Source organism: Kribbella sp. VKM Ac-2569 (genome assembly GCF_004216905.1).
Lineage (GTDB): Bacteria > Actinomycetota > Actinomycetes > Propionibacteriales > Kribbellaceae > Kribbella.
The window spans coordinates 356,924-379,801 of the sequence record NZ_SGXJ01000001.1; the positions used below are offsets into that span (position 1 = coordinate 356,924).

19 protein-coding genes and 1 pseudogene are annotated in these 22,878 nt (G+C 69.7%); 4 read left to right on the forward strand and 16 right to left on the reverse strand.

Features of this window, described 5'->3' with window-relative positions; all coding sequences use genetic code 11:
• Nucleotides 1-4: 4 nt before the first annotated feature.
• Together EV649_RS01625 and EV649_RS01630 are read right to left on the reverse strand one after the other, a co-directional pair.
• Nucleotides 5-1,756, reverse strand: a complete 1,752-nt coding sequence (locus EV649_RS01625) for an ABC transporter ATP-binding protein (RefSeq protein ID WP_241997654.1) — start codon at nucleotides 1,754-1,756, stop codon at nucleotides 5-7.
• Nucleotides 1,757-1,893: 137 nt separating this feature from the next.
• A complete protein-coding gene (locus tag EV649_RS01630) occupies nucleotides 1,894-3,084 on the reverse strand; it encodes an MFS transporter (RefSeq protein WP_241997655.1) in 1,191 nt (396 codons plus the stop codon).
• Nucleotides 3,085-3,163: 79 nt separating this feature from the next.
• On the opposite strand from EV649_RS01630, the pseudogene EV649_RS41405 reads away from it, so the two are divergent.
• Nucleotides 3,164-4,032: pseudogene (locus tag EV649_RS41405) on the forward strand (LysR family transcriptional regulator).
• Between the two features lie 4 nt (nucleotides 4,033-4,036).
• On the opposite strand, the gene EV649_RS01640 reads toward EV649_RS41405, so the two are convergent.
• The 4 genes from EV649_RS01640 to EV649_RS01655 all read right to left on the reverse strand — a co-directional run bounded on the left by EV649_RS01640 (nucleotide 4,037) and on the right by EV649_RS01655 (nucleotide 9,225).
• A complete protein-coding gene (locus EV649_RS01640) occupies nucleotides 4,037-5,350 on the reverse strand; it encodes a pitrilysin family protein (RefSeq protein WP_130379754.1) in 1,314 nt (437 codons plus the stop codon).
• Nucleotides 5,347-7,563, reverse strand: a complete 2,217-nt coding sequence (locus tag EV649_RS01645; RefSeq protein ID WP_130379756.1) for a polyribonucleotide nucleotidyltransferase — start codon at nucleotides 7,561-7,563, stop codon at nucleotides 5,347-5,349. The genes EV649_RS01640 and EV649_RS01645 overlap by 4 nt, the downstream gene beginning before the upstream one ends.
• Nucleotides 7,564-7,853: 290 nt before the next feature.
• Complete coding sequence (rpsO, locus tag EV649_RS01650; RefSeq protein ID WP_130379758.1) at nucleotides 7,854-8,126, reverse strand: 30S ribosomal protein S15; 273 nt, start codon at nucleotides 8,124-8,126, stop codon at nucleotides 7,854-7,856.
• A 136-nt stretch (nucleotides 8,127-8,262) separates the two neighbouring features.
• Complete coding sequence (locus tag EV649_RS01655; protein WP_130379760.1) at nucleotides 8,263-9,225, reverse strand: bifunctional riboflavin kinase/FAD synthetase; 963 nt, start codon at nucleotides 9,223-9,225, stop codon at nucleotides 8,263-8,265.
• 119 nt (nucleotides 9,226-9,344) lie between these two features.
• On the opposite strand from EV649_RS01655, the gene EV649_RS01660 reads away from it, so the two are divergent.
• Nucleotides 9,345-10,385, forward strand: coding sequence for an SGNH/GDSL hydrolase family protein (locus EV649_RS01660; RefSeq protein ID WP_130379762.1), 1,041 nt, complete (start codon nucleotides 9,345-9,347; stop codon nucleotides 10,383-10,385).
• Nucleotides 10,386-10,425: 40 nt separating this feature from the next.
• On the opposite strand, the gene EV649_RS01665 is transcribed toward EV649_RS01660, so the two are convergent.
• The 8 genes from EV649_RS01665 to rimP form a co-directional block, all read right to left on the reverse strand.
• Nucleotides 10,426-11,322: an NAD-dependent protein deacetylase gene (locus EV649_RS01665; protein WP_130379764.1), complete on the reverse strand. Its 897-nt coding sequence runs from the start codon at nucleotides 11,320-11,322 to the stop codon at nucleotides 10,426-10,428.
• A 20-nt stretch (nucleotides 11,323-11,342) separates the two neighbouring features.
• On the reverse strand, nucleotides 11,343-12,185 hold the full coding sequence (locus EV649_RS01670; RefSeq protein ID WP_130379766.1) for an LLM class flavin-dependent oxidoreductase: 843 nt from the start codon (nucleotides 12,183-12,185) through the stop codon (nucleotides 11,343-11,345).
• 31 nt (nucleotides 12,186-12,216) lie between these two features.
• Nucleotides 12,217-13,107, reverse strand: coding sequence for a tRNA pseudouridine(55) synthase TruB (truB, locus tag EV649_RS01675; RefSeq protein WP_198682262.1), 891 nt, complete (start codon nucleotides 13,105-13,107; stop codon nucleotides 12,217-12,219).
• A gap of 8 nt (nucleotides 13,108-13,115) precedes the next feature.
• The gene (gene rbfA, locus EV649_RS01680) at nucleotides 13,116-13,553 is read right to left on the reverse strand and encodes a 30S ribosome-binding factor RbfA (RefSeq protein WP_198682263.1); all 438 of its coding nucleotides are present in this window, start codon (nucleotides 13,551-13,553) and stop codon (nucleotides 13,116-13,118) included.
• Nucleotides 13,554-13,653: 100 nt separating this feature from the next.
• Nucleotides 13,654-16,893 (reverse strand): translation initiation factor IF-2, encoded by a 3,240-nt coding sequence (gene infB, locus EV649_RS01685; protein ID WP_130379772.1) that lies wholly within the window; start codon nucleotides 16,891-16,893, stop codon nucleotides 13,654-13,656.
• 136 nt (nucleotides 16,894-17,029) lie between these two features.
• Complete coding sequence (locus EV649_RS01690) at nucleotides 17,030-17,359, reverse strand: YlxR family protein (RefSeq protein ID WP_130379774.1); 330 nt, start codon at nucleotides 17,357-17,359, stop codon at nucleotides 17,030-17,032.
• 44 nt (nucleotides 17,360-17,403) lie between these two features.
• The gene (gene nusA / locus EV649_RS01695; RefSeq protein ID WP_130379776.1) at nucleotides 17,404-18,396 is read right to left on the reverse strand and encodes a transcription termination factor NusA; all 993 of its coding nucleotides are present in this window, start codon (nucleotides 18,394-18,396) and stop codon (nucleotides 17,404-17,406) included.
• A 1-nt stretch (nucleotide 18,397) separates the two neighbouring features.
• Nucleotides 18,398-18,928 carry a ribosome maturation factor RimP gene (gene rimP / locus EV649_RS01700; RefSeq protein WP_241997657.1) on the reverse strand — a complete coding sequence of 177 codons (531 nt, stop codon included), beginning with the start codon at nucleotides 18,926-18,928 and terminating at the stop codon, nucleotides 18,398-18,400.
• A gap of 175 nt (nucleotides 18,929-19,103) precedes the next feature.
• Between rimP and EV649_RS01705 the strand changes: the two genes are divergently transcribed.
• Both EV649_RS01705 and EV649_RS01710 read left to right on the forward strand, forming a co-directional pair.
• Nucleotides 19,104-19,655 carry a cell division protein FtsK gene (locus tag EV649_RS01705; RefSeq protein ID WP_130379780.1) on the forward strand — a complete coding sequence of 184 codons (552 nt, stop codon included), beginning with the start codon at nucleotides 19,104-19,106 and terminating at the stop codon, nucleotides 19,653-19,655.
• Nucleotides 19,652-20,065: a ferritin-like domain-containing protein gene (locus EV649_RS01710; protein ID WP_130379782.1), complete on the forward strand. Its 414-nt coding sequence runs from the start codon at nucleotides 19,652-19,654 to the stop codon at nucleotides 20,063-20,065. The genes EV649_RS01705 and EV649_RS01710 overlap by 4 nt, the downstream gene beginning before the upstream one ends.
• On the opposite strand, the gene EV649_RS01715 is transcribed toward EV649_RS01710, so the two are convergent.
• Together EV649_RS01715 and EV649_RS01720 are read right to left on the reverse strand one after the other, a co-directional pair.
• On the reverse strand, nucleotides 20,062-21,462 hold the full coding sequence (locus EV649_RS01715) for an alkaline phosphatase PhoX (protein ID WP_130379783.1): 1,401 nt from the start codon (nucleotides 21,460-21,462) through the stop codon (nucleotides 20,062-20,064). The genes EV649_RS01710 and EV649_RS01715 overlap by 4 nt on opposite strands.
• 110 nt (nucleotides 21,463-21,572) lie before the next feature.
• A complete protein-coding gene (locus EV649_RS01720) occupies nucleotides 21,573-22,874 on the reverse strand; it encodes an ABC transporter substrate-binding protein (protein ID WP_130379785.1) in 1,302 nt (433 codons plus the stop codon).
• Nucleotides 22,875-22,878: the final 4 nt, after the last annotated feature.

Below are 22,878 nucleotides of genomic sequence, written 5' to 3' on the forward strand. Positions count from 1 at the left end.
GCCGTTATGGGTGGGTAATGCTCCCCAGACCCGAGGCGAGGCCGATGACCGCGGTACGGGCGGTTTGGGTGAGGGCTTGGGTGGCGAAGAGGCGGGGGAAGCGGGTGGTTGGGTCGGTCATCAGTTCGTCGTACGTTCCTTGCTGGGCGACTGTGCCGTTGTCTATGACGTAGATGCGGTCCATCTCGCGGAGTGTCCAGGCCCGGTGGGAGACGACGATCGTGATGCGGTCGGCGCTGGTACGGCGTAGGTCGGTGAAGATCTCGTGCTCTGCCTCGGCGTCGATCGCGGAGGTCGGCTCGTCGAGGATCCAGACGCCGGCGTCGCGCAGCCGGATCCGGGCGAGCGCCAGCCGCTGCCACTGGCCGCCGGAGATGCCGGTGCCGCCCCATTGCTGACCGAGTTGGGTGTCGAGCGGGATGTCGGCGGCGAAGGTGCCGGCTAGCGCGTCGCGGATGTCTTGGTCCGTGACGACGTCCGGCGCGCCGAGGCCGACGGCGTCGCGGAGGGTGAACTCGAAGCGTCCGAACTCCTGCACCAGCAGGCCGAAGTGGGCGAGCCGCTCGTCCTCCGCCAGCGCGTCGGCGTCCGCTCCGTCGATCAGCACCCGCCCGCTGCCGGGGCTCAAGGCGCCGACCAGCAGGTTGATCGCCGTTGACTTGCCCGCCCCGTTCACGCCGACCAGCGCAATCATTTCGCCTCGGTGGGCTTCGATGGAAACGCCGCGAAGAGTCGGCTCGGCCGCGCCCGGGTAGCCGAACGTGACGTTGTCCAAGGCAACGGAATTGACCTGCCGGACCACCGCGTGGCGCGGCCCGGCAGACACGCTCCGCACGAACCGCCGGTAGATCGCCGCCTGCGGAGCCGCGGTGACGATACTGCCGAACGCGTACCCACACTGACGAATCGCGTTCAACCCGGTGATCGTGCCTGCCACCGCCGCAGCCGCCGCTCCCCCAGTCGCACCGCCGCGCACCAAAGCGATCAGCGCACCCCCGAAGAGAAGCACAGTGACCAGCGCCGCACCCAGCTCGTACAACAGCGCCGTACGGATCATCCGATCGAGAACCCAAGTCGCCGACGCCCGGCTGTTCGCGACCAGGCCGGCCACCTTCCACCCCGATCCCAGCACCGCGAGCTCGGTCCCGGGGCGCTGCTGGATCAGTTGCTCGGTCGCGTACGCCGCTCTGCGCTCGTGCTCGGCGACCCGCGGCCAGCCCTGCGCCTCCATCCGCGAGATCAACGTGAACGCGAGAACGGTCGGCGCCAACGCAGCAAGGACCAGCAGCCCGGAGACCAGGTTGATCGCCGCGATCGCCACGCACAGTACGACGGACGTCGCCGCCGCGCTGAGCAACTGCACCGGCTTGCCGGCCACGTCACTCATCGGGTGCGTCGCGGTCTGACTCGCCTCCAGGTCGCGGACCGTCTCAGGCTCGGCCAGCCGGCTCGGGCTCAGCCGGGCGGCGACGCGAGCAAGCTCGATCCGCAGCTCGAGCCGGAGACGCAGCATCATCCGCTGGCCGACGCCGTTCGACACCTGGGTCAGCGGATACATCGACCCGACCACCACGGTCAGCCCCAGCAGTGGACGCCAGAGGTCACCGCTATCGACCAGCTCGCGGATCAGCACCACCTGCGCACCAGGCAGAATCGCCAGCAGGAGTTGGAGAACCGAGTACGTCGCGAGCCATCCCGGGGTGATCCGGATGGCGTCGGTCAACGATTCACGGGCAGTACGGAACGCATCGAGCACGATGATCCTCGCAAGGCAGGCCGGAGCCGCGCCGGTGTTCCAGCGCGGATCGCGTCGGCCGCAAATTGCGTGTCATCCCAGCAAGCAGGCCCAGCCCGTGCGTCCAGGGATCCAGTGGCAGATCACGTATGACGTCTTCACTTCAACCTACCCGGCGCGAGGAGCTGAGTCACCAGGAGCGACGCGGCGATGAGCACGATGCCGAAGTACATGACGCTGTTCACGCCCGCATGATCGGCGAACAGTCCGCCGAAGAGAGCACCGAGGGCGATCGAGGTGTTGTACGCCATCGTGTTGAGCGACATGGCTGCCTCGAAGGTCTCGGGAGCGGCGGCCTGCGTGAGGTTCACCTGGCACAGCTGGACCACGCCGAACGACGTACCCCACAGCACCAGTGAGACGACCTGACCAACCGGCCACTGACCGACTGCCAGTAACAGCACCATGGCCGCGGCGGCACCCGCGCAGCCCGCCATGAAACCGGCGCGGCTGTTCCAGGACACCACACGTCCGCCGATGAAGTTGCCGGCCGCCCCAGCCGCGCCGTACGCCATCAGCACGGCGGTGATGAACGCCGGTGACGCAGCCGACTCGCCTTCCAGGAAAGGCCGGACGAAGGTGTAGGCGCCGAAGTGCCCGAGTACGAACAGCATCACCATCAGCATCACCAGCCGGAGCCGCGCGTTGCTGACCGGGAGCGCGAACACTGCCCGCACGGGCACCGCGTTGTCGGACGGCAACGAGGGAATCGCGGCGACGACCGCGGCCAGGACGAGCAGGCTCAGCCCCGACCAGAGCAGGAAGGTGGTGCGCCAGTCGGTCCGGCTCTCGAGGAAGATCCCGAGCGGGATGCCGACGACCGCCGCGACCGAGATGCCGGACATGACGACCGCGGCCGCCTTGCTCGCGTCGCGCTCGGCCACCAGGCGCATCGCCATGCTGACGCCGATCGCCCAGAACACCCCGCTGGCGAAGCCCATGCACAGCCGGGTGGCCAGTATCAGCGGGAAGTTCGGCGCGATCGCGGTCACCAGGTTTCCCACGGTCAGCACCGACAACAGGACGGAGAGCAGGATGCGGCGATTGACCCGCCGGCTCCACGCGACGATGAACGGCACGCCGAGGCCGGCCGAGACGCCGTACAGCGTCACCATCAGGCCGGCGACCCCGACCGGAACGCTGAGGCTGGTACTCAACGGGGTGAGGAGGCCGACGGGCATCAGTTCGGTGGTCAGGAAGACGAACAGGCTGGCGGTGATCGCGGCGACCCCCAGCCACGGGCGCGTCGTCGAGGCCCGTTGCTTCGTGAGGATAGGTTGATTGGTCACCCTGGCAGTTTCCGGCCGCGGTGATCAATGAGTCCAACACATGTTCGTCACGCCATCGATCGTGATTCAAGATAGTTCCATGGAACTCCAGCAACTCCGGTACGTCGTCGCGGTCGCCGAGACGAACAACTTCACCCGCGCCGCCGAACGGTGCCTGGTCGTGCAGTCCGCGCTCAGCCACCAGATCGCCCGGCTGGAGCGGGAGCTGGGCGCGCGGCTGTTCGACCGCACCAGCCGGCGGGTGCGCCTGACACCGGCCGGTACGGCGTTCCTGCCTGCGGCCCGTCAGTGCCTGGATGCCGCCGAGCGGGCCGCCGCAGAGGCCGCCGCCGCGGTCGGCCTGGTCCGCGGACGGCTCGCCGTCGGGCTCATCCCGACCGTCGCCGCGGTCGACATTCCCGCAGCGCTGCGGGACTTCCGGCGTGAGTACCCCGACGTACGGATCTCGCTGCGCGTCGGTGCGAGCGAAAACTGGCCGAACAGGTCAAGGAAGGCGTCCTCGACGTGGCCTTCCTCGGGCTGCCCACGACCGCTCGACCTCAGGGCGTGGAGACGCGTGAACTCGCCCGCGACCGGCTGGTCGCGGTGGTTCCGCCCGATCACCCGCTCGCGGCCGAGTCGTCGGTGACGCTGCGACAGCTCGCGAGCGAGGTGTTCGTGGATCTGCCGCCCCGGACCGCCGGTCGTCTGCAGAGCGACCAGGCCTTCGAGGCCGCCGGACTCGTCCGCGACGTCGCCTTCGAGGTGAGCACCGCCGAGCTGATGGCGCGGCTCGTCAGCGAACGGCTCGCCGTCGCCTTGTTCGCCTCGACCTATGCGCCACAGCTGACCGGCATCGCCACGGTCGAGATCACTGAGGCGCCCGGGCGGATCGAGTACGTCGTCTGGAGCTCGGCCGGCCGCTCTCCAGCCGCGTCCGCCTTCCTCGCTCTGCTGGGAATCAGCTGACCATTCAGACGGTGAAGGCGGTGGTGTCTTCCTGGAAGGGGCCCATGACGGTGAGGGCGGGGGTGCCGACATAGAGGTCGGCGGCCAGGGCAGTCACGTCGTCGAGGGTGACGGAGTCGATGCGGTGCAGGATCTCGTCGACGGTGGGGAGTTCGCCGTACACGAGTTCGGCCTTCGCGATCCGGGTCATCTTGGCGCCGGTGTCCTCGAGGCCCATCACGACCGAGCCGCGCATCTGGCCCTTGCCGCGGAGCAGTTCGTCGGGCGTGATGTTGCCGCGGGCAATCGACTCGAGCTCGCCGCGGATCACGTCCAGGACCTCGGGGGCCTTCTTCGGCAGGCAGCCCGCGTACACGCCGACCATACCCGAATCGGCGTACGCCGAACCGAACGTGAACACCGAGTACGCCAGTCCGCGCTTCTCCCGCACCTCCTGGAACAGCCGCGACGACATCCCGCCGCCGACGATCCCGTGCAGTACGCCGGCGATGTAGCGGCGCTCGTCGCTCCGGACCAGCCCGGGCATCCCAAGCACCAGGTGCGCCTGCTCGACGTCACGGTGGTGCACCTGCACCCCGCCGTACGTCGGAACGGTCTTGCCGGCACCCCGTCGTACAGCTGCCGGCTCGGCCTCGGCGGTCACCCAGTGCCGCTCGAACGCCTTGCGGACCAGGCGGACCACGTCGGCGTGGTCGACGTTGCCGGCCACCGAGACGACGATGTTGGAGGGCTTGTAGCGGCGCCGGTACCAGCCGACGACCTGTTGGCGGGACAGCCCGGCGACCGATTCCGGCGTACCGGTGATCGAACGACCCAGCGGGGACTTGCCCCACAGCTGCTCGGCGAACAGGTCGTGGATGTGGTCCGACGTCTCGTCGGCGTGCATCGCGATCTCTTCGTCGATGACGTCGCGCTCACTCTCCACGTCCGCGTCCGTCAGCGTGGCGGAGGTGATCATGTCGCAGATGACGTCGACCGCGAGCGGCAGGTCGGAGTCGAGCACCCGCGAGTAGTAGCAGGTGTACTCCTTGCCGGTGAACGCGTTCATCTCGCCGCCGACCGCGTCGATCGCGGCGGAGATCTCCAGTGCGTCGCGGCGCTCGGTGCCCTTGAACAGCAGGTGTTCGAGGAAATGCGTCGCACCGGCCAGCTGCTCCGGCTCGTCGCGGGAGCCGACGCCGACCCAGAGGCCGAACGTGACCGAGCGGAAGCCCGGTACCGACTGGGAGAGCACGCGAAGCCCGGAGGGCAGGACGGTCCGTTTGACCGGACCGCCCGCCTCCGGGCTCAGCAGCGTGCTGGTGGTTGCTCGAATCACTCGGCGGACTCGGCAGCCTTCTCTTCGGACTTGTCTTCACCCTCGATGACCGGGATCAGCGAGAGCTTGCCGCGGTCGTCGATCTCGGCGATCTCGACCTGGAGCTTCTGCCCCACCGAGAGCACGTCCTCGACGGCCTCGACGCGCTTGCCACCGGCCAGCGGACGCAGCTTGCTGATGTGCAGCAGGCCGTCCTTGCCCGGCAGCAGGCTGATGAACGCACCGAAGTTGGTCGTCTTCACGACCGTGCCCAGGTAGCGCTCGCCCTTCTCCGGCATGGTCGGGTTCGCGATCGCGTTGATCGCGGCCCGGGCCGCCTCGGCCGACGGGCCGTCGGTCGCGCCGATGTACACGGTGCCGTCGTCCTCGATCGAGATATCGGCGCCGGTGTCCTCGGTGATCTGGTTGATCATCTTGCCCTTCGGGCCGATGACCTCGCCGATCTTGTCGACCGGGACCTTCACCGAGATGACCCGCGGCGCGAACTCGCTCATCTCACCCGGCGCGTCGATGGCCTTGGCCATCACGTCCAGGATCGTCAGGCGGGCGTCCTTGGCCTGGGTCAGCGCGCCGCCGAGCACGCTGGCCGGGATACCGTCCAGCTTGGTGTCCAGCTGCAGGGCGGTGACGAAGTCCTTCGTACCGGCGACCTTGAAGTCCATGTCGCCGAACGCGTCCTCCGCGCCCAGGATGTCGGTGAGCGCGACGTACTGCGTCTCGCCGTCGATCTCACCGGAGATCAGACCCATCGCGATACCGGCGACCGGGGCCTTCAGCGGCACACCGGCGTTCAGCAGCGACAGCGTCGAGGCGCAGACCGAACCCATCGAGGTCGACCCGTTCGAACCGAGCGCCTCGGACACCTGACGCAGCGCGTACGGGAAGTCCTCGCGCGACGGCAGCACCGGCACCAGGGCCCGCTCGGCCAGCGCGCCGTGACCGATCTCGCGGCGCTTCGGCGAACCGACCCGGCCGGTCTCACCGGTCGAGTACGGCGGGAAGTTGTAGTTGTGCATGTACCGCTTGCGCGTCTCCGGGGAGAGCGTGTCCAGCTGCTGCTCCATCCGGAGCATGTTCAGCGTGGTGACACCCATGATCTGGGTCTCGCCGCGCTCGAACAGCGCCGAGCCGTGCACCCGCGGGAGCACGCCGATCTGGGCCTTCAGCGGCCGGATGTCGGCCAGCCCGCGGCCGTCGATGCGGACCTTGTCCTTCAGCACCCGCTGCCGGACCAGCTTCTTGGTCAGCGAGCGGAAGGCTGCGGACAGCTCCTTCTCGCGGCCCTCGAAGTCGGCGGCCAGCTTGTCCACCGTGGCGGCCTTGACCGCGTCGGTGGCGTCGTCGCGCTCGTGCTTGCCGGCGATGGTCAGCGCCTGCGCGAGCTCCTCGCTCGCGGAAGCCTCGACGGCGGCGAACGCGTCGTCCTGGTAGTCCGGGAAGACCGGGAACTCACCGGTCGGCTTCGCGGCCTTGGCCGCCAGCTCGGACTGCGCCTCGACCAGGGTCTTGATGAACGCCTTGGAGGCCTCGAGGCCCTCGGCGACGATCTCCTCGGTCGGCGCCTGCGCGCCACCGGCGACCTTGTCGAAGGTGGTCGGGGTCGACTCGGCCTCGACCATCATGATCGCGACGTCACCGGACTCGGTGACACGACCGGCGACCACCATGTCGAAGACGGCGTCCTCGAGCTCGGTGTGCGTCGGGAAGGCGACCCACTGGGTGCCGATCAGCGCGACGCGGGTGGCGCCGATCGGGCCCGAGAACGGCAGCCCGGCGATCTGGGTGGACATCGACGCCGCGTTGATCGCGAGTACGTCGTACAGCTTGTCCGGGTTCAGCGCCAGGACCGTGATGACGACCTGGATCTCGTTGCGCAGGCCGGACACGAACGACGGCCGCAGCGGGCGGTCGATCAGCCGGCAGGTCAGGATGGCCTCCTCGGAAGGACGGCCCTCCCGGCGGAAGAACGAGCCCGGGATGCGGCCCGCGGCGTACATCCGCTCCTCGACGTCCACCGTCAACGGGAAGAAGTCGAACTGGTCCTTGGGCTTCTTGCTGGCCGTGGTGGCCGAAAGCACCATCGTGTCGCCGTCGAGGTAGGCAGCCGCGGAGCCCGCGGCCTGCTGGGCCAGACGGCCCGTCTCGAAGCGGATGGTGCGGGTGCCGAAGCTGCCGTTGTCGATGACGGCCTCAGCGAATTCGGCGCCCTCCATGGGCGCGCGTGTGGATCCCGACACGGGATACCCCTCTCTCACAGTGTGACGACTGCGAGGCGCGAGCTTCCGGGATGCCGGTCTTCGATCGAGGCCCGCGGGAGTCCAGCTTCGCTGTTCACCCGAAAGCCACTACCGAGGACCGGTCGTTGTCCCGCCACGCGCTTCGCGTCGCCTCGTACGTCTTACGTGCTTCGATATTCAGTACTGTATTCAATTGTCCCTGGCACGCCAGGGCGTGGATACGCCAGGAGCGGCCACCCGAGTTTCGGGGGCCGCTCCTCGCGAAGTCATCGGCGAAGGCCGAGCCGCTCGATCAGGGACCGGTAGCGGTTGATGTCCTTCTTCGCCAGGTAGTTCAGCAGCCGGCGGCGCTGACCGACGAGCAGCAACAGGCCACGACGGCTGTGGTGGTCGTGCTTGTGCTCCTTCAGGTGCTCGGTGAGGTGCGCGATGCGGTGCGTCAGGAGCGCAACCTGGACCTCGGGGGACCCGGTGTCGCCCTCGGTCAGGGCGTACTCACCCATGATCTTCTTCTTCGTTGCGGCATCAACAGATGACACAGGATTCCTCTCGATTTCCGTTGCGCGGCGCACCGGGGCATTCTTCACCCGAGCACTCTCGATCCGCGGCCGTTCAGACGGCAGCAGCCAGCGTATCAGTCCGTGGACGGGGTGCCCTAATCGCCCTGACCGGTCGCTAATCGGTGCTGAGCAGGTGTCGCGCACCGTCGACGTCGGCCTTCATCTGCACCAGCAGTTCGTCGATGCTGTCGAACCGGATCTGCGTACCGCGCAGCCGGGCGACGAAATCGATCGCGACCGTGGCGCCGTACAGCTCGAGGTCGTCGCGGTCCAGCACGTACGACTCCACCCGGCGGTCCACGCCGTCGAAGGTCGGGTTGCTGCCGACGCTGATCGCCGCGGGCAGCGGATCCGGGTACGCCGGGGCGCCCGGCGCCGGTGTCAGCACGGTGAGCCACCCGGCGTACACGCCGTCCTGCGGGACCGCTGCGCCCGGGTCCGCGGGGATGTTCGCGGTCGGGTAGCCGAGCTCGCGGCCGCGCTTGTCGCCCTCGACGACCACGCCGGTGACCCGCAGCGGGCGGCCGAGCGCCTCCGCGGCGGCCTCCACGTCGCCGTCGGCGAGCCGCTGGCGCACGTACGTCGACGACCAGGGCTGCTCGTCCCCCGCGAGGCTCAGACCCTCGACCTGGAAGCCGTACTGCGTTCCCGCCTCGACGAGCGTGTCGACGTGACCGGCCGCCTTGTGACCGAAGCGGAAGTTCTCACCGACCACGATCGCCTTCGCGTGCAGCGCGTTCACCAGCGTGCGCTCGATGAAGTCCTCCGGCGACCAGTGCGACACCTCCTTGGTGAACGGGAGGATCAGCACCGCGTCCGCGCCGGCCTCGCCGAGCAGCTCGGCGCGCCGGCCGGGGTCGCTGAGTTGCAGCGGCGCGTGGTCGGGCCGCAGGACCCGCATCGGGTGCGGGTCGAAGGTCATCGCCACCACCGGCAGACCACCCAACTCGGCCGCCCGCGCGCGGGCGTGCGCGAGCACCTCCTGGTGACCCCGGTGCACGCCGTCGAAGTTGCCGATGGTGACGACGGTCGGCCCGAAGTCCGGGCTCACCTCGTCCAATCCATGCCAGACACGCATGGCAGCAGGATTCCATGCCTGACCTGGATTGCTTCCACCAGGTCCACGATCACCCCTTGTAATCGTGCGGTGACTCAACTTATGGTGGGCCGCGCACTGGATGAGCCTGGGGAGGTCTTGTGAAGCTACGCCGTCTGGTTGCTGTCTGCGCAGCACTCGCTCTGGTGGCCGGGCTACCTGCCACTGCCGCCACAGCCGCGCCAAGCTCCACGATGTCCACCGGCTTCGAGCGGTACGTTGCGCTCGGCGACTCGTACACCTCCGCGCCGTTCGTCCCCTTGGCCGACCTGTTGTCGCTCGGGTGCGCTCGCTCGTACAGCAACTACCCGAAGCTGCTGGCCGGAGCGCTCGGCGTGCACCGGTTCACCGACGTCAGCTGCGGCGGAGCTGACACCACGAACATGACCCAGCCACAGAGCACGATCCTCGGCACCGCCGCGCCGCAGTTCGACGCGCTGACGCCGGACACGGACTTGGTGACGCTCGGGATCGGCGGCAACGACTTCGGCGTCTTCGGCGACATCATCGGCACCTGCCCCGGGCTGGGCGCCTCCGACCCGACCGGGGCGCCGTGCAAGGCGCACTTCACGGTCGACGGCGTGGACACGCTGAAGGCCAAGATCGCCCAGACCCAGACGCGGATCGCGATCGTCGTCCAGGGCATCCGGGCGAGGTCGCCGCAGGCCACCATCGTGCTGGTCGGCTACCCGAAGATCGCGCCGGAGCACGGGACATGCCCGTCGATCCTCCCGTTCGCCGACGGCGACTACGCGTACCTGTACTCGATCGAGCAGGCGCTGAACGCAGCCGTCTCCGGGGCAGCCGAGGCCGGCGGAGCGACGTACGTCGACACGTTCGGGCCGTCCACCGGGCACGACGCCTGCGCCCCGGACGGCCAGGCGTGGATCCAGGGCAAGGACATCAACCTGCTGCGGGCGCTGAACTACCACCCGCGCTTCGAGGGCGAGGCCGGCATGGCCGCGCTCACCTACAAGACGCTGACCGGCGCGCAGCCGGTCGTCACCGCCGCCGAGCAGGCCACGTGGGCCGCCCGGGCGCGCACGCTGGCGAAGCAGGCCGCCGCGTCACCCCAAGCTGCCCTCTCCCCCAAGGCCCTCGAGGCCTCCCTGAACCGCGTACGGACCAGCGCGCAACGCTGACCCTTTCCAATCCGTACTGCGGACCACGGGCCGGGCCACCTCACGCGTGGCTCGGCCCGCTGGTTTCTTCGAGTAGGTCCGTGAGCGCCCTTCCGAGCGGAAGATCGACCCGGTACGTCGCGTACGGGTCGCCGCGGGTCAGGCCCTGGTTGACGATGAGCACCGGCGTACCGGCCTTGGCCGCGTGCCGGACGAAGCGGAACCCGGACATCACGGTGAGGGACGAGCCGAGGACGAGGACGGCGTTCGCGTCGTCGATGAGCCGGTAGCAGCGCTCGACACGGCTCTTCGGGACGTTCTCGCCGAAGAACACCACGTCGGGCTTGAGCACGCCGCCGCAGACCGTGCACGGAACGACGGCGAACGTGCGTACGACGTCCTCGGGGAGTTCGACGTCGCCGTCCGGGTTGATCCGGGTCGCCTCGGCCGTGAACGCCTGGTTGGCGGCGCGGAGGCGGCGGTCGAGGACCTCGCGGGCGGACGTCGTACCGCAGCCGAGGCAGATCACGCGGTCGAGGTTGCCGTGCAGCTCGATCACGTCGCGGGCGCCGGCTGCCTGGTGCAGGCCGTCGACGTTCTGCGTGATGATGCCGCTCAGGTGACCGCGGGCCTGGAGGGCGGCGACGGCGCGGTGGCCGTCGTTCGGGGCGGCGCGGGCGATGGTGCGCCAGCCGAGGTGGCTGCGTGCCCAGTACCGCTGGCGTGCGACCTCGCTCGCGGTGAAGTCGCCGTACGTCATCGGGGTGTGCGTTCGCAGGCTGCCGGTCTCGCCGCGATAATCCGGGATCCCCGATTCGGTCGAGATCCCGGCGCCACTCAGTACGACGACGCGCCCGGCGGCCACGATCCGAGCGACCGGGCCGATGTCCGTCGCACCCGGCTCCAACGCCAGTACCTCGGGCCCGGGGGCCCACTCCAACGTCGGACGAGAACGCACCACTCCAGCGTACGTGCAGATCAATCGACGCGGGGCGGACCGGCCTTCAGGCGACGTTCGGCGGCCTGGCGGACGGCGGTCGGGTCCATCGAGGACCAGTCGGCGTCGATCCACCAGGTCGCGCCGGCCTCGGCCCACGGACGGACCGTGTCCGCGGCTTTGGTGTCGTCGGCGTGGGTCGTGCCTTCGGTGACCACGTCGTACCCGTCCATCGTCAGGCCGTGTGCGTCGCGTTCCTTGCGGATCCAGTCGACACCCTCGGCCACGACCGCGGGCGTCACCTCACCGTCGCCGACGTACGCCGGGAGCCAGCCGTCCTGCAGTGCCGCGCGGCGCATCGACTTCGGTCGTGGCCAACCGCCCACGACCCAGGTCGGGACCCGCGGTTGCTGCACAGGCGGCGGTGGTGCCGGTGGCATCAGCTCGGCGATCTTGCGGGCCTGGTAGTGCTTGCCCGAGTACTCGAACGGTTGGTCGCGCCACAGATGCGGCAGGAGCTCCAACGACTCGTCCATGAGCTCCGCGCGGACCTTCCGCCCGGGATCCTCCTCGAACAGCCAGAACCGGTCATCCCCCGTCACGCCTAGTCCGACCGAGAGGATGACCCGGCCGCCGCTGAGGTTGTCGACGGTCGAGACCTGGCCCGCCACGTCCCACGGTTTTCGGCGCGGCAGCGGCGTGAGCATCGTCCCGAGCCGGATCCGCTCGGTCGTCATCGCCGCCGCGCCGAGCATGACCCAGGCGTCGATCCCCCAGATCGACTCCCACACGAAGAACCCGTCCCAACCGTGCGCCTCGGCGATCGGCGCGAGCTCGGCCGCGTCACGCGCATCGCCGTACGCCATCACAAACCCGTATTTCATGCCACAGGACGCTACGCCGGGCCACCGACATTTAGCTGACGAAGACCGCGGTGGGTTTGGCGACGGGGCCGTGGGGTTCGTAGAGGGCCAGGAAGGTGCCGTCCGGGGCGAACATCGCGGTCTGTCCGGCGCCCAGTTCGAGCCCCGGCAGCGGACGGCCGGTGCGGATCGCGGCTGCCTGGGCGTCGTCGGCGTCGTACCGCGGGAAGGTGCCGGCGGCAACGTCCGCGATCGGCAGCCAGTCGAAGGACTCGGCGAGGGACTCCAAAGTGTGAGCGGCCTTGAGATCGAAGGAACCGACCCGGGTACGGCGCAGCGCGGTCAGGTGACCGCCGACGCCGAGTTCGGCGCCGAGGTCGCGGGCCAGCGCGCGGATGTACGTACCGCTGGAGCAGTCGACCGAGATGTCGACCGAGATCCCGTCGTCGTCGGGCCGGACGTCGAGGATGTCGTAGCGCGACACGGTCACCGCCCGGGCCTTGAGCGCGACCTCCTCCCCCGCCCGCACCCGCTCGTACGCGCGCCGCCCGTCGACCTTGATCGCCGACACCTTCGACGGGACCTGCGAGATCTCCCCGCGGAACCCCTCGACAGCCGCCGAGATCGCCTCGGCGGTCACGCCGTCGACCGGGGCCGTGGACGTGATCTCGCCCTCGGCGTCGTCGGTCGTCGTCGTGGCACCGAGCCGGATCGTCGCGTCGTACGACTTGTCGGCCAGCTGCAAGTGGCCGAGCAACCGCGTGGCCCGGTTCAGGCCGACGACCAGGACACCGGTCGCCATCGGGTCCAGCGTGCCGGCATGGCCGACCTTCCGGGTGCCCGCCAGCCGGCGGATCCGGGCGACGACGGTGTGCGAGGTCAGCCCGGCAGGCTTGTCGACGACCACGATCCCGTCGGACCCCGGCGTGAAGTCAAGGCTCAACGCAGTACTCAGTCCTGCTCGTCCTCGTCGTCGTCCTTGTGCTTGTACGGGTCCGCGTCGCCGGCCGGCTTCGCGCCCGCGGCGGCCTTGGCCACCTCGGCGTCGGCCGACCGCGCCTTCTGGAGCAGCTCCTCGATCTGCCCGGCGGTCTCCGGTACGGCGTCCAGGAAGAACGCCACGCTCGGAGTGTGCCGCAGCCCGAGCGCCTTGCCGACCTCGCTGCGGATCAGGCCCTTCGCCGACTCCAGCGCGGCCGCCGTGGACGCCCGCGCCTGCTCGTCGCCGTACACCGTGTAGAAGACGCTCGCCTCCCGCAGGTCACCGGTCAGCCGGGCATCGGTGACCGTGACGAACCCGAGCCGCGGGTCCTTGACCCGGCGCTCCAGCAGTTCGGCGACGAGCACCTGGATCCGGTCGGCCAGCTGCTTGGCCCGTGCTTCACCCATCAGGGCTCACTCCTCTATTCATGAACAACGTCCGGAGAGGCGGCTAGTGCCTCTCCGGACGTTACTCCGGTGCCCCCGGGATCAGGGGCACCACCTGCTGTCAGCTACGCGGCTTCTCGCGGAGCTCGAACGCCTCGACGACGTCGCCGATCTTGATGTCGTTGAAGTTGTTGATGGTCAGACCACACTCGAAGCCCTCGCGGACCTCGGACGCGTCGTCCTTGAACCTCTTCAGCGACGACAGCTCGGTGTTGTCGACGACCACCGCGCCGTCCCGGATCAACCGGACCTTCGCGTTCCGCTTGAGCAGGCCGCTGGTCACCCAGCAACCGGCGATGTTGCCCACCTTCGAGGAGCGGAAGATCTCCCGGATCTCGGCCTGGCCGAGGGTGACCTCCTCGTAGATCGGCTTGAGCATGCCCTTCAGGGCGGCCTCGATGTCGTCGATCGCCGAGTAGATGACCGAGTAGTACCGGACATCCACGCCCTCGCGCTCGGCCAGGTCACCGGCCTTGCCCGCCGGCCGCACGTTGAAGCCGATGATGACGGCGTTCGACGCGATGGCCAGGTTGACGTCGTTCTCGTTGATCGCACCGACACCACGGTCGATGATCCGCAGGTTGACCTCGTCGCCGACCTCGATCCGGACCAGCGCGTCTTCCAGCGCCTCGACCGAACCGGACACGTCGCCCTTGAGGATCAGCAGCAGCTCCTGGGCCTCGCCCTTCTCCATCGAGGCCATGAAGTCCTCGAGGGTACGACGGACGCGACGCTTGGCGTTCGCGGCCGCACGGGCACGGGCTTCGCGCCGCTCGGCGATCTGCCGGGCCCGACGGTCGTCGTCGACCACCAGGAACTTGTCACCCGCACCTGGCACGGCGGTCAGACCGAGCACCAGGACCGGACGCGACGGAGTCGCCTCCTCGACGGTGTTGCCGTGCTCGTCGAGCATGGCCCGGACCCGGCCGTACGCCGGACCGACCACCATCGAGTCGCCGACCCGGAGCGTGCCGCGCTGCACCAGCACGGTCGCAACCGGACCACGGCCCTTGTCGAGGTTCGCCTCGATCGCGATGCCCTCGGCGTGCATGTTCGGGTTCGCCCGCAGGTCCAGCGCCGCGTCCGCGGTCAGTACGACGCCCTCGAGCAGGCCGTCGATGTTGATCCGGGACTTGGCCGAGACGTCGACGAACATGGTGTCGCCGCCGTACTCCTCGGGGACCAGGCCGTACTCGGTCAGCTGACCGCGCACCTTGGTCGGGTCCGCCGCCGGGACGTCGATCTTGTTCACCGCGACCACGATCGGGACACCCGCCGCACGGGCGTGGTTCAGCGCCTCGATCGTCTGCGGCATCACGCCGTCGTCGGCCGCGACCACCAGGATGACGATGTCGGTGGCCTGCGCACCACGGGCACGCATGGCGGTGAACGCCTCGTGACCCGGGGTGTCGACGAAGGTGATCGCCCGCTCCTGGCCGTCGACCTCGGTGGTCACCTGGTACGCACCGATGTGCTGGGTGATACCGCCGGCCTCGTCGGCCACGACGTTCGCCATCCGGATCGCGTCCAGCAGCTTCGTCTTACCGTGGTCGACGTGACCCATGACGGTCACCACCGGCGGCCGCGGTGCCAGGTCGCTGTCGTCGCCCTCGTCGTTGCCGAAGTCGATGTCGAACGACTGCAGCAGCTCGCGGTCCTCGTCCTCCGGCGAGACGATCTGGACGTCGTAGTTCAGCTCGGTACCGAGCAGCTCGAGCGTCTCCTCGTTCACCGACTGGGTCGCGGTCACCATCTCACCGAGGTGGAACAGCACCTGGACCAGCGACGCCGGGTCGACTCCGACCTTCTCGGCGAAGTCCGTCAGCGACGCGCCACGCGGCAGCTTCACGACCTCGCCGTCACCGTGCTTGACGCGCACGCCGCCGACGGCCGGAGCCTGCATGTTGTCGAATTCCTGGCGCTTCGCCCGCTTCGACTTACGGCCACGACGCGCCGGACCGCCCGGACGCCCGAAGGCACCCTGCGTTCCGCCACGACCGCGGTTGCCCGGACCCGGACGGCCACCGCCGCCACCGGGCGGGCCGCTCGGGCCGCCGCCACCGGGACGGAAGCCGCCACCGGCGCCGCCACCGCCACCGCTGCGCGGACCGGCACCCGGGCCGCCACCGGGACGACCACGGCCACCGCCGCCACCGCCCCCGCCGCCACCGGGACCGCCGGAGCCGCCACCGGGACGGCCGGTGAACGTACCGGCCGAGGACTTCGGCATCATCGCCGGGTTCGGACGCGGGGCGCCCGGCACACCACCGGAACGCGGCCGGTCGCTACCGCCACGCTCGCCGCCGCCACTGCGACCCTGCGGCGGACGCGGAGCCATCCCGGCCGGGCTCGGAGCCCCGGACCGGTCGCCACCACCCTGGCCGCCCGGGCCGGGGCGTGCGCCACCGCGCTGCATGCCCTGGGTCGAGCTGAACGGGTTGTTGCCCGGACGCGGTGCACCCGGACGCGGACCGCCGCCACCCTGGCCGCCCTGACGGGGCGCACCTGGACGCGGGGCGCCCGGACGGGGCCCACCACCCTGGCCACCCGGACGCGGACCGGAACCGGGACCACCCTGGCCACCCGGACGCGGGCCAGAACCCTGGCCACCGCCCTGGCCGCCCGGACGCGGGCTCGCACCCGGCGCCGGACGCGGACCCGGACGGCCCGCGGAGTCGCCACCGGTACGACGCGGCGCCGGTGACGGAGCCGACGGGCCACGGGTCTCCGGGGCTGCCTTCGCGGCCGGAGCCTCGAACGACGGTGCTGCCGGAGTCTCCGCCTTGGCCGCCGGAGCGGACTCGACCGGAGCCGACTCGACCGGGGCAGGCGCAGCCGGCTCGGCCGGAGCGGACTCCTGGCGCGGACCCGGCTTCGGGCCCGGACGCGGTCCCGGCTTGATCCCCGGGGCCGACTTCGCGGGCGCCGACTCGGCCGCAGGGGCCGTCGTGGCCGCAGCGGCCGGTGCCTCGGCGACCGGAGCCGCCTCGGTGCGCACCTCAGCGGCCGGCGCACTGCGCTCGGCCGGAGCCTTCGGGGCGGCCGGCTGGGCCGGCTTGGGCGCCGACGCGACCGGTGCGGTCGCCTGCGGCGCGGCAGACGTGCTGGCGGCGGCCTTCTTGGCCGCGCGCTTCTTCGGCGGGTTCTTCTCGAACTCCTCCGCCAACCGTCGGACGACGGGTGCCTCGATCGTCGAGGACGCCGATCGGACGAACTCTCCCATGTCATTCAGCCTGGTCAGGACGACCTTGCTGGTAACTCCGAGCTCTTTCGCGAGCTCGTAGACCCGGACCTTTGCCACTACTCTCCCTCTGGTCCGAGCCTGGGGCGCGGACCGTTAGTTGACGTACATGCTCATCGCATTGCACTCATCGTTCGACACTCATCGAGTGGTCATGAGTCGATGACCCGCCTTCATGTCGGTCACGACGGTCCGGTCAGACCGCCGCGGACGGCCGGGTGGCCGCCTTTTGTACTGCTTCTTCCCTATCACGCTGCTCGACGTACTCCTGCATCCCGGTGACGTCCAGCGGCCCCGGGACCTTGAAGGCCCGTGGGAACGCCTTGCGCCGGACGGCGAGGTCGAAGCACTCGGTCGCCGGGTGCAAATGCGCTCCACGGCCGGGTGCCCGACGATCAGGATCCGGGAGGACAAGTCCTCCGGACACCGTCATCCGCAGCAGGTCAGTCGGGCTGGATCGTTTCCGGCACCCGATACAGGTGCGCTCCCGAAGCTTCTCAGGGCGCGCGTCTGCAGTTTCTGTCACAGTTCCTCAGGGTGTGGTGACGACTCAGTCGACCGACCGAGAGATCAGTCTACCTTCTTGTCATCACCAGTCACATCGGTATCCGGGCGGATGTCGATCCGCCAGCCGGTGAGCCGGGCCGCGAGGCGGGCGTTCTGCCCTTCCTTGCCGATCGCGAGCGAGAGCTGGTAGTCGGGTACGACGACCCGCGCGGCACGGGCCGCGGCGTCCACCACCTCGACCGACGTAACCTGCGCCGGGGACAGCGCATTCCCGACGAAGGTCGCCGGATCGTCGCTGTGGTCGATGATGTCGATCTTCTCGCCGTGCAGCTCGTGCATGATGTTGCGTACCCGCTGACCCATCGGCCCGATGCAGGCGCCCTTGCCGTTCACGGACGGATTCAGGGTGCGGACCGCGATCTTGGTCCGGTGCCCCGCCTCACGGGCGATCGCGGTGATCTCGACGGTGCCGTCGGCGATCTCCGGGACCTCCAGCGCGAACAGCTTCTTCACCAGGTTCGGGTGCGTCCGGCTGACCGTGATCTGCGGGCCCTTGAAGCCCTTCCGGACGCCGACGACGTACACCCGCAGGCGGGAGCCGTGCTCGTACTTCTCCCCCGGCACCTGCTCGGGCGCGGGCAGCACGGCCTCGATCTTGCCGAGGTCGACCATCACCGACCGCGGGTCGCGGCCCTGCTGGACGACACCGGAGACGATGTCGCCCTCCTTGCCGGAGAACTCGCCGTAGCGCACCTCGTCCTCGGCGTCGCGCAGCCGCTGCAGGATGATCTGCTTGGCCGTGGTGGCGGCGATCCGGCCGAAGTCGGCCGGGGTGTCGTCGTACTCCCGGGCCGGCGTGCCGTCCTCGGCCAGCTCGCGGGCGAAGACGGTCACGTGCCCGTTCTTGCGGTCCAGCTCGACCCGGGCGTGCTGCTGCGCTCCCTCGGTCCGGTGGTACGCCACCAGCAGCGCCGCCTCGATCGCCTCGACGACGACCTCGAGGGCGATGTCCTTCTCCCGTTCCAGCGACCGCAGCACGGCCATGTCGATGTCCATGTCAGTTCTCCTCCACCGTGCCGTCGGCAGGTGTTTCTTTTTCGTCGTTGCCGGCGGTCCGGTTGAACTCGATCTGGATCTTGGCCTTGGCCACGTCGGCGTACGCGACGCTGCGCCGCTTGCCGTCGACGTCCAGTTCGGCCGCCTCGTCGGAGGCGGACTTGATGCGGCCGGTCAGCTTCGCGTCGTCGGTCAGCGTGACCGCGACCAGCCGGCTGATGTTGCGGCGCCAGTGCCGGGGCAGGGTGAGCGGCCGGTCGACGCCGGGGCTGGAGACCTCCAGCGTGTAGGCGCCCTCGCCCATGATGTCGTCGGCGTCGAGCGCCTTGGAGATGGCTCGCGTCACCTCGGCGATGTCGTCCAGGCTGATGCCGCCGTCGCGGTCGACCAGGACGCGCAGCAAACGGCGGCGTCCGGCCGGCGTGACGTCAGCGGCCTCCAGGTCGCAGCCGAACTGCTCGACGATCGGCCGCAGGAAGTTCTCGAGGCTCGTGGTGTCCGTGTGGCGCGTGGGGCCCGGCTTTCGGCTCACAGGTTGACCTGCCTCTCTCCAGTTGTGCACCCGTTCGGCTCCCGGCGGTCCGGCCGAGAGCAGTAGCCCACCATATCCGCCCGCTGCCCCGATCCCGGTCATCGGCTCTCCCGGGCCGGTTGTGGGCGGGTCAGCAGGTATCATCTATCGTTCCGCCGTGCCTGAACGCCGCCAAATGAGATATACACCGAACCGACGTACTGTCGTCGTCACCGCCGCCCTTGTCCCGGGCGCGGTCGCGCTGGCCGGTTGCAAGGACGACGCCGCCTCCGGGGCCGGTACGCCGGGAACGAACGGCGCCGTGAACGGCACGCCGACGTCACCGGGGCCGACCGGGGAGACACCGACCGTCGACCCGGCAGTCGTCGCGGCGCTCAGTACTGCGGCGACCCAGGTGACTCAATTATCCCAGCTCTACGCAACCGCGAGCCGTAAGTTCCCGGCGCTGCGGGCGCAGCTCGCAGCGGGTGCGAAGTACCACGTGAGCCACCTGGCGAAGCTCAGGGAGACCCAGGGCGTCGCACCGCAGGCCGCCAAGTCCGCCGTCCCGGCGAGTTCCCAGGCCGCGCTGGCCGCCATCGCCAAGCAGGAGAAGGCCGCCGCCGTCGCGAACGCGGCAGCCGCGGCCAAGCTGTCCGGCGCCCCGGCCCGCCTCCTCGCCGAGATAGCAGCGGCCGAGATCCAGCTGTCCACGACGCTCACGCCCAAGAAAAAGGACGCCTCGTGAACCAGGTCGAAGCTCTGCAGGCTGCGCTCGCCGGTGAGCATGCCGCGCTGTACGGCGTGGGCGTCGCCGGGGGCAAGCTCAGCGGGGCCAGGTTCCGGGACGCGACCGACACGTTCGAGGTCCACCGCGACAACCGGGACCGCCTGAGCGCGTTGGTGGTCGCCGCCGGCGAAACCCCGGTCGCGGCCCAACCGGCGTACGACCTCCCCCAAGTCGTCAGCAACACCGCGACCGCAACCGCCCTGGTCCTGCTGATCGAGCGCCGGATCGCGGCGGTGTACGGCGACCTCATCGAGGCCGCCGAACAACCCGCCGTACGAACGTTCGCCATCGAGACCCTGCTCGGCTACGCGACCAGCCAACTCACCTGGGGCGGCGCCCCCCTGCCCTTCCCCGGCGCGACCGCCTAACGCCTACGGCGCCACGGGCCGGTGACCGCGTAGGTGATGCCGGGGTTGTAGACGTTGAAGAACATCGTGCGGCCGTCGGCGGAGAAGCCGGCCCCGGCCAGTTCGCCGTACTCCGGTTCCTCCGGGGTGCCGTTGTTCACCCGGTTGCGGGCGAACTTGAAGACCTCGCCGTCCTCCGTGGTGCCGAGGATGTGCTGCTCGCCGAGTCCGTCCTCGCACATCATCAGCCCGCCGTACGGCGACATCGTGATGTTGTCGGGGGCGTCGAACTCGGGGTCGTCCGAGCCGGGCGAAGGCCGGGTGAAGATCACCTCGAGGCGCAGGGTCTGCTTGCGTGGGTCGAACCGCCAGACCTGGCCGTCGTGGTTCACCTTCGGGCCGAGCTCGGTCCGGGCGAACGACGAGACGAAGTACACGCAGCGATCCCGGGCCCCCCACCAGCAGCCCTCGAGCTTGTAGCCACCGGTGATCGGCTTGGCGTAGTCCTGCGCCCGGACCGACTCGGTCGTCGCCAGCGGATCCGGCACCTTCACCCATTGCACGCCGTGGAACAGCGTGCCGGCCTCCTGGACCACCGACAGGTCCGGCAGATCCGGGATGTGCATCGCCTGCAACTCGCCACCGGCGCGCAACGAGCCCCAGCCGCCGCGCGGGCGGTTCGGCAGGAACCGGTAGAAGCCGCCGAGCGGCGCGACGAACGCGTCCTCGGTCTCGTACACGATGCCGGTCGACGGGTCGATGGCGACCGCCTCGTGCTGGAACCGCCCCATCGGCTTCAGCGGAGTCGGGTCCACGTTGCGGCGGTCGTCGTACGGGTCGACCTCGAAGATGAAGCCGTGGTCCTTGGTGTAGCCGCTGTCACCGGCCCTGAGCTCGGTCTCCTCACAGGTCAGCCAGGTCCGCCACGGGGTGATGCCGCCGGAGCAGTTGATCGCCGTACCGCCGAGGCTGACGAACTCCTTCGTGGTCGCGCTGTGCCGGTTCACGACCAGCGTGCTGGTGCCGCCGGCACCGGCCGGGTCGTAGGTCCGCTCGGCGGGCGCGACCACCTTGATCTTCGCGGTCGGGCTGCACTCGTGGTTGCGGACCAGCCGAGCACCGCCGTCGCGGTCCGCGAACGTGCCCATGCCGTCGAAGCGGCTCGGGGTCTGCAGCCCGTCGGGCCGGACGGTGCCTTCGCGGGACAGGATCTTGTAGCTGAACCCGCGCGGCAGGTCGAGCATGCCGTCCGGGTCCTCGATCAGCGGTCCGTAGCCGATCTTCGGGCCGGACGTGCCGAGCGCGGGCTGGGCGGTGTACAACGCCTCCACCGAGCCCGCGACACTGACCGCGACACCGGCCGCGGCAGCTCGGGTGACGAACTGCCGCCGGGACAGGGGATTCTCGTGAACGGACACGGGTGGGGCCTCCTCGTGGGCGTAAGGATCTGCCGGTCACCGGTGAACATACGGTGAACGGCAGACGCCTACAAGATGAACCCCCAGGTCGCTACCAACAGCAGGGCCCGTTACTGGTAGCAGGGCTTGGTGAAGTCGTGCGCCTTCGCCGTCTTGCCGGTGAAGAAGTCGCGTTCCACCTTGACGCCGGTCGGCGCCGTCGGGTCCACCTTCGAGATGATGCTGGAGCGGAAGACGCGCTCGTTCGGCTCGCCGTTGAAGCGGCCCGCCTCGGCCGGCAGCATCCCTTCGTAGTCCACGGTCTGCAGTGACTTCACCGCGGCCAGCAGCCCGGCCCGGGTGAGGTCCTTGGAGTCGACCGCCTTCTGCAGGGCGGCCTTCAGCGGGTACGACCAGACCCAGCCGGCCGTGTAGCCGTCGTTCGGGGCGGCCTTGAAGGTCGCCTGGTCGATCGACGCGGCCAGCGCCTTGTGGCCCGGGGTGTCGGTGCCGTACGGCGCCCACGGTCCAGACTGGCGGTAGAGCGCGGTCAGCGCGGGCGCGGCCGGGCTCTTCAGCAGGGCCGGGTTCCAGGTCGGGCTGGTGCCGATGAACGGGCTCTTGAAACCGTTCTGCGCGGCGCCGCCGACGATGGTGGCCGCCTCGGTCGGGCCGGTGGTCAGGATGACCAGATCGGGTTTGGCCGCGAGCAGTTTCTGGATCGCCGCACCCTGGTTCTCCTGCCCGGGGGCAGTCGGGATGTCGGTGAACTTCAGCCCGTTGGCCTCGGCCGCGAGCTTCGTCCCGGCCGCGGCGTCGTCGCCGTAGTCACCCGGGAAGTGCACCGCGGCGACGCTCTTCGGTTTCAGCGTCTCGACCGCGAAGTCGACCGAGTTCATCGACTCGAAGCAGTAGTTCGTGCCCGACTCCAGGATCACGTCCTCGAACGCCCACGCCGACGTCCAGGACGCCGGTACGCCGATCATCCCGCTGGCCTTGAGGTCGCCGAGGATCGCGGCCGTGGTCGGCGATCCGAGGGTCTGGGCCAGCCCCAGTACGTCGGGCTTGATCTCGGCGTACACCTCGTTGTGGATCTGCGGGTTGTACTTGTTGTCCTTGGTGTACTTCGACACGTCGACCTCGAAGGCCCCGATCCCGCCGGCCTTGTTGACCCGCTGCCAGAACGCCTTCTGGCTCTCGGTGATCGGTACGCCGAGCGCCTTGAACGGGCCCTCGGTGAGGTCCGAGATCGAGCCGAGGTAGATGCAGCCCTTGGTCTTGTCGACCGCGGCCGGGCACGGCTCGGCGGTGACCCCGACGTCGAACTTGACGCCCGACCCGCCCTCCTGCGTCTCCGGGGCGTCGTTCCGGCACCCCACCAGCACAGCCATCGCCGCGATCAGCGCGACAGCGATTCCCCTCCGAATGCTCATCGAT